The organism is Streptomyces durbertensis, from assembly GCF_014156695.1.
Lineage (GTDB): Bacteria > Actinomycetota > Actinomycetes > Streptomycetales > Streptomycetaceae > Streptomyces > Streptomyces durbertensis.
The window spans coordinates 1-6,220 of sequence record NZ_WMLF01000327.1; the positions used below are offsets into that span (position 1 = coordinate 1).

The following is a 6,220-nucleotide window of genomic DNA, read 5'->3' on the forward strand; positions in this document are numbered from 1 at the left end:
GGAAGGGGCGGGGCCGGGGAACGCTCAACCCTGCGGCAACCGCTCCAGCTGCTGCCGGATGCGGCTGATGTCCGCCTCCGCGGCCCCCTGCCGCTCCCGGATCTTCGCCACCACATGATCCGGCGCCTTCGCCAGGAACCCCTCGTTCCCCAGCTTCGCCGTCGTCTGCTTCAGCTCCTTCTCCGCCGCCGCGAGGTCCTTGTTCAGACGCTTGCGCTCGGCCTCGAAGTCGATGGCGCCGGACAGGTCCAGTTCCACGACGGCCCCGGCCACCGGCAGCGACGCCGTCGCCGAGAAGTCCTCGCCGGCCGGCTGGAGCCGCAGCAGCGACCGCATCGCCACCTCGTGGGCGACCAACTGCGTGCCGTCCAGCGTCAGCCGCGCCGGCACCCGCTGACCGGGCTGGAGGCCCTGGTCGGCGCGGAAGCGGCGGACCTCGGTGACGGCCTGCTGGACGGCGGCCAGCTCGGCCTCGGCAGCCGCGTCCCGGAAGCCGCTGTCCTTCGGCCAGTCGGCGACGACCAGCGACTCGCCGCCGGTCAGCGTCGTCCACAGCGTCTCGGTGACAAACGGCACGACCGGGTGGAGCAGCCGCAGCAGGACGTCCAGCACCTCGCCGAGCACGCGGCCAGAGACCTCGGCCGCGCGGCCGCCGGCGAAGAACGTCGTCTTCGACAGCTCGACGTACCAGTCGAAGACCTCGTCCCAGGCGAAGTGGTACAGGCCCTCGGCGAGCTTCGCGAACTGGTAGTCGTCGTAGTAGGCGTCCGTCTCGGCCACCACGGTGTTGAGCCGCGAGAGGATCCACCGGTCGGCCGCCGACATCTCGGCGGCGTCGGGCAGCGGCCCCTCGACCGTCGCACCGTTCATCAGCGCGAAGCGGGTGGCGTTCCAGACCTTGTTGGCGAAGTTCCGCGACGCCTGGACCCAGTCCTCGCCGATCGGCACGTCCACGCCGGGGTTGGCGCCCCTGGCGAGGGTGAACCGCAGCGCGTCCGAGCCGTAACGGTCCATCCAGTCCAGCGGGTTGACCGCGTTGCCGAAGGACTTCGACATCTTCTTGCCGAACTGGTCGCGGACCATGCCGTGCAGCGCGATCGTGTGGAACGGCGGCGTGCCGTCCATGGCGTACAGGCCGAACATCATCATCCGGGCGACCCAGAAGAAGAGGATGTCGTAGCCGGTGACCAGGACGGAGTTCGGATAGAACTTCTCCAGGCTCTCCGTCTTCTCCGGCCAGCCCAGCGTGGAGAACGGCCACAGGCCGGAGGAGAACCAGGTGTCGAGGACGTCGGTGTCCTGGTGCCAGCCCTCACCGCTCGGCGGCTCCTCGTCCGGTCCGACGCAGACGACCTCGCCGTCCGGGCCGTACCAGACCGGGATGCGGTGGCCCCACCACAGCTGCCGCGAGATGCACCAGTCGTGCAGGTTGTCGACCCAGGCGAAGTAGCGGGACTCCATCTCCTTCGGGTGGATCGCCACCCGGCCGTCCCGCACCGCGTCCCCGGCGGCCTTCGCCAGCGGACCCGTCTTCACCCACCACTGGAGCGACAGTCGGGGCTCGATCGTCGTCTTGCAGCGCGAGCAGTGGCCGACCGAGTGGCTGTACGGCCGCTTCTCCGCGACGATCCGGCCCTCGGCGCGCAGCGCGCCGACGATCGCCGACCGCGCCTCCAGGCGGTCCTGGCCCTGGAACGGCCCGGGCGCGGTGATGATCGCGTGGTCGTCCATGACGGTCAGGCTCGGCAGGCCGTGCCGGCGGCCGATCTCGAAGTCGTTCGGGTCGTGCGCCGGCGTCACCTTGACCGCGCCGGTGCCGAACTCCGGGTCCACGTGCTCGTCGGCGACCACCGGGATCGAACGGTCCGTCAGCGGCAGCTTGACGTGCCGGCCGACGAGGTGCGCGTAGCGCTTGTCCTCCGGGTGCACGGCGACGGCCGTGTCACCGAGCATCGTCTCGGCCCGCGTCGTCGCGACGACCAGGCTGTCCTCGCCGTCGCCGTAGCGGATCGAGACCAGTTCGCCGTCCTGGTCGGCGTACTCCACCTCGATGTCGGAGATCGCCGTCAGACAGCGCGGGCACCAGTTGATGATGCGCTCGGCACGGTAGATCAGACCGTCGTCGTAGAGCCGCTTGAAGATCGTCTGGACGGCCTTCGACAGACCCTCGTCCATCGTGAACCGCTCACGGGACCAGGCGACACCGTCGCCGAGCCGGCGCATCTGCCCGGAGATCTGCCCGCCGGACTCCGCCTTCCACTGCCAGACGCGCTCGACGAACGCCTCCCGGCCCAGGTCGTGCCGGGACTTGCCCTCCTTCGCCAGCTCGCGCTCCACGACGTTCTGCGTCGCGATGCCGGCGTGGTCCATGCCCGGCTGCCACAGCGTCTCGTAGCCCTGCATCCGCTTGCGGCGGGTCAGCGCGTCGATCAGCGTGTGCTCGAAGGCGTGCCCGAGGTGCAGGCTGCCCGTGACGTTCGGCGGAGGGATGACCACCGTGAACGGCGGCTTCTCGCTCGCCGCGTCCGCCTCGAAGTAGCCCCGCTCTACCCAGCGCTCGTACAGCTTCCCCTCTACCTCGGCCGGCGCGTACTGGGTCGGCAGATCTGCGGGTTCGCCATGGGCCCCGGTGGGGCGCTGCTGAGTGTTCTCGGTCACGACGGCAAGTCTAAGGGCGGCGCTGTCACGGTCTCGAACCGGTTTGGGGACCGGTACACCGGCAGGTGTCGCCGTCCGCCAGGATGTACGACGACACACGAGGACGGACGACGCAGTGCCCCGCACCGACACACGGCGGGGAAACGGAGGGAAGCAGCCTTGAGCAACCACCAGCCCCCGCCACCGCCGGGCCCCTACGGCCAGCCGCCCCAGCCGGGCCCGTACGGCCCGGGCCCCGGTGGCGCTCCCGGCCAGCCGGGTTACGGCTACCCGCAGCAGCCCTACGGCCAGCCCCAGCAGCCGGGCGCCTACGGCACCCCTCCGCCCGGCCAGCCGTACGGCACCCCTCCGCTCGGCCAGCCGTACGGCACCCCTCCGCTCGGCCAGCCGTACGGCACCCCTCCGCCCGGCCAGCCGTACGGCCAGCCCGGCGGCTACCCGGCCCCGCCCCCGCCCAGCGGCGGCGGCAAGGGCAAGACGATCGGCCTGGTGGTCGGCGCGGTGGTCCTCGTCGGCGCGATAGTCGGCGGCGCCGTCCTCTTCCTCGGCGGCGACGACAAGGGCGACACGGGCAGCGGCGCCGTCGCCACCGACGACGGCGCCCACAAGCTGGAGCTTCCGGAGAAAATCGGTGGGTACAGCAAGATGGGCGGCGACGAGATGTCGGGGCCGGAGCTGAAGCAGAACATGGAGACGCTGCCCATCGAGGACCAGGACTCGACTTTCGGCCTCTACAGCACGGTGGACATCTCAGACCCCAGCAAGCTTGATCCCAGCGCGGTCGTCGGCGGCAAGACGCTTGTTGTTACCGGCGCTTGGGGCAAGATCGCCGACCCGGAGAAGGCGATCGACAAGTACTTCGAGATGATCAAGTCTCAGTCGCCCGCGGCGGGTATGCCGAAGCACGAGTGGCTCGGGGAGCCGGAAAAGGTGAGCCCTCCCGGCCTCAGTGGGGCGATCATGAAGTGCCAGCGGATCAAGGGAACCAACCGACAAACCAATCAGGAGCAGGAAGGCGCTCTTTGTACGTGGGCTGACAAGAGCACCCTCGGAGCCGTGGCACCCGACAAGATGATGGGCAACACCTCAACGGACGAGTCCGCGCGAATCGCCGTAGAGGTCCGCGACACGGTCCGCGTTTCAGCCTAGTGGTGGGGCGAGGGGCAGGGAGCGCTCTTCACGTTCCCTGCCCCTCGCCCCGTGTGTGCTGACTATCGAGTTACTGCCAAGCGGCACGCCTTCTCGGCGTGGCTGGGCTTAACTCCATACTGCATCAATGTTCCATTGCAAAATGGATTGGGGACGACGTTCGGCGGGTGTAGAACGTGGCTGGGCGCGGAACATGCATCAATTACCTTGGGTCCGATTTTGTAATTCTTGCCACCAAGGTATGAGATGCACTGGCTTGGTGTGGCTGAGGAGCTGCCTGCGGCGGCTATGGGGATGGCGATTGCGACACCAAAGAAGAACGTGGATGCCAGTAGCATCCTGGTAACTTTGAGGGACAACTTGGTCTCCTTGAATCCCCGATTATTGGTCGAAGTGGATCTTAGTCGACGTGTGAGCTGCCGGTAATGCGCGGACAGTATTTGGGTCACAATGTCTGATTCGCGAATGTCGAGGCCTGGGGTGAGGCGGTGGTTCAACTGTCGGGCGTCCGCGCCGGGACGCATGAGCGATGCTCACGATGCCCGGCTCTTCGTGCCGTCAACCAGGAGCGCTCGGCGCTCCGCGTCGGTCCGTGACCCTGCGCTCACAGCGAACAGTTGCCTGAGCGGGATGGCACCCGCCTGCCTGCGCGTTAGGGTCCATGGATACGAGGGCAGGGGAGTCCCCGAAGCCGCGGCAGCGGCTGGGCAGCGGGGCTCCGCGCCCCGGCAGAAGACGCTGAGACGGCCGTTGCCGTCAGAGACGAGCAGGTGGATACGTGACGAATCTGATGCCTTCCGCCGCCGGCGAGCCGTCCATCGGCGGTGGCCTCGGCGACCAGGTCTACAGCCGACTGCTCGGCGAGCGGATCATCTTCCTCGGCCAGCAGGTGGACGACGACATCGCCAACAAGATCACGGCCCAGATGCTGCTCCTCGCCGCCGACCCGGACAAGGACATCTACCTCTACATCAACAGCCCGGGCGGCTCGGTGACGGCCGGCATGGCGATCTACGACACCATGCAGTACATCCCGAACGACGTCGTCACCATCGGTATGGGCATGGCGGCCTCGATGGGCCAGTTCCTGCTGACCGGCGGCACCTCCGGCAAGCGCTTCGCGCTGCCGAACACCGACATCCTGATGCACCAGGGCTCGGCCGGTGTCGGCGGTACCGCCTCGGACATCAAGATCCAGGCCGAGTACCTGCTCCGCACGAAGAAGCGGATGGCCGAGATCACCGCGCTCCACACCGGTCAGACCGAGGAGACCATCATCCGCGACGGTGACCGCGACCGCTGGTTCACCGCCGAGGAGGCCAAGGACTACGGCCTGATCGACGAGATCATCACCGCTGCTTCGGGCGTCCCGGGCGGCGGCGGCACCGGCGCGTGAGCCCCACGGCCGGCCGGCCGCACCCCAGCCAAGCCCACCCGAACGCCAGCAGGATGGTGAACACACCGATGAACAACTTCCCGGGCGCCTCCGCCAGCGGCCTCTACACGGGTCCGCAGGTGGACAACCGCTACGTCGTCCCGCGATTCGTGGAGCGCACCTCCCAGGGTGTGCGCGAGTACGACCCGTACGCGAAGCTCTTCGAGGAGCGAGTGATCTTCCTCGGCGTGCAGATCGACGACGCCTCCGCCAACGACGTCATGGCGCAGCTCCTGTGCCTGGAGTCGATGGACCCGGACCGCGACATCTCCATCTACATCAACAGCCCCGGCGGCTCGATGACGGCGCTGACCGCCATCTACGACACGATGCAGTTCGTGAAGCCGGACATCCAGACGGTCTGCATGGGCCAGGCCGCGTCCGCCGCCGCCGTGCTGCTCGCCGCCGGTACGCCCGGCAAGCGGATGGCGCTGCCGAACGCCCGTGTGCTGATCCACCAGCCCTCGACCCAGACGGGCCGTGAGCAGCTGTCGGACCTGGAGATCGCGGCCAACGAGATCCTGCGCCTGCGCAGCCAGTTGGAGCAGATGCTGGCCAAGCACTCCAACAAGACGGTGGAGCAGGTGAGCGAGGACATCGAGCGCGACAAGATCCTCACCGCCGACGACGCGCTTGCCTACGGGCTCGTCGACCAGATCGTCAGCACCCGCAAGATGACCGCCGGCGTGAGCTGACCGGCGACTGGGGGCGAGGACCCTCCCCGTGGCGCGGCTCGGTGTTCGTGAGCCCTGCCGTACGAGTCCCGTACGAGCCGCGCCCGGGGGGCCCGAACGGGGGCCGGACAGGTACCGTCGAAGTCAGGCACCAGGAGCGCTGGACCCAGCGGCTCCCAGGCGAAGGGGATGCACCTCGTGGCACGCATCGGTGATGGTGGCGATCTGCTGAAGTGTTCTTTCTGTGGGAAGAGTCAGAAGCAGGTGAAGAAGCTCATCGCAGGTCCTGGTGTGTATATCTGTG

At 68.2% G+C, this 6,220-nt stretch carries 5 protein-coding genes; 4 read left to right on the top strand and 1 reads right to left on the bottom strand.

Features of this window, described 5'->3' with window-relative positions:
• Nucleotides 1-24 precede the first annotated feature (24 nt).
• Nucleotides 25-2,658: a valine--tRNA ligase gene (locus GL263_RS19310; RefSeq protein WP_182856992.1), complete on the bottom strand. Its 2,634-nt coding sequence runs from the start codon at nt 2,656-2,658 to the stop codon at nt 25-27.
• Between the two features lie 159 nt (nt 2,659-2,817).
• On the opposite strand from GL263_RS19310, the gene GL263_RS19315 reads away from it, so the two are divergent.
• The 4 genes from GL263_RS19315 to GL263_RS19330 form a co-directional block, all read left to right on the top strand.
• On the top strand, nt 2,818-3,807 hold the full coding sequence (locus tag GL263_RS19315) for a hypothetical protein (protein WP_182856993.1): 990 nt from the start codon (nt 2,818-2,820) through the stop codon (nt 3,805-3,807).
• 790 nt (nt 3,808-4,597) lie between these two features.
• Nucleotides 4,598-5,203, top strand: coding sequence for an ATP-dependent Clp protease proteolytic subunit (locus tag GL263_RS19320; protein WP_182856995.1), 606 nt, complete (start codon nt 4,598-4,600; stop codon nt 5,201-5,203).
• A 53-nt stretch (nt 5,204-5,256) separates the two neighbouring features.
• Nucleotides 5,257-5,937, top strand: coding sequence for an ATP-dependent Clp protease proteolytic subunit (locus tag GL263_RS19325; RefSeq protein WP_323379477.1), 681 nt, complete (start codon nt 5,257-5,259; stop codon nt 5,935-5,937).
• A gap of 177 nt (nt 5,938-6,114) precedes the next feature.
• The coding region (locus GL263_RS19330) for a ClpX C4-type zinc finger protein (protein WP_143647443.1) at nt 6,115-6,220 on the top strand (106 nt) is incomplete at its 3' end.

Bases quoted from the DNA above. Each gene is read 5' to 3' on its own strand.
- GL263_RS19325 (WP_323379477.1), top strand. From the start codon at position 5,257: ATGGTGAACACACCGATGAACAACTTCCCGGGCGCCTCCGCCAGCGGC.
- GL263_RS19320 (WP_182856995.1), top strand. From the start codon at position 4,598: ATGCCTTCCGCCGCCGGCGAGCCGTCCATCGGCGGTGGCCTCGGCGAC.